General features: G+C 63.5%; 1 protein-coding gene. It reads right to left on the bottom strand.

The genetic code is table 11. From position 1 onward, the window contains the following. Positions 1-72 precede the first annotated feature (72 nt). On the bottom strand, positions 73-210 hold the full coding sequence (locus tag RMT89_RS41590; protein ID WP_315888948.1) for a hypothetical protein: 138 nt from the start codon (positions 208-210) through the stop codon (positions 73-75). Between the last annotated feature and the right edge of the window lie 160 nt (positions 211-370).

Genomic DNA, 370 nt, shown 5'->3' with positions numbered 1-370 from the left:
CTCGGGCCTGCGGCCCTCACCCCCTGAGGATATTTTTACACAGAAGAAGCGCGGAGCGAGGTGCCGTTGGGTTTACGGCCTCCAGCGCAGGAAATTGCCGATGATGCGCAGGCCGACGGCTTGCGATTTTTCCGGGTGGAACTGGGTTCCGACGATATTGTCGCGGCCCACCACCGCCGTGACCGCAGCGCCGTAATCGGCATGGGCCATCGACAGCCCCGGACTGAAAGTGCCGCATATGGGCTGGAACGATCTGGTCATCGACCACCCGCACCCGGTGCTGGCCGGCATCCGCACCGGCGATCACGCTTATTTCGTTCATAGCTGGCACTTCCGCGTGGCTGACCCGGCGCATCTTCTGGCCCATGCC

The organism is Streptomyces sp. P17 (genome assembly GCF_032436805.1).
Taxonomy (GTDB): domain Bacteria; phylum Actinomycetota; class Actinomycetes; order Streptomycetales; family Streptomycetaceae; genus Streptomyces.
The sequence above is the reverse complement of the archived record's forward strand: the minus strand, read 5'-3'. Positions and strand labels throughout refer to the sequence as shown.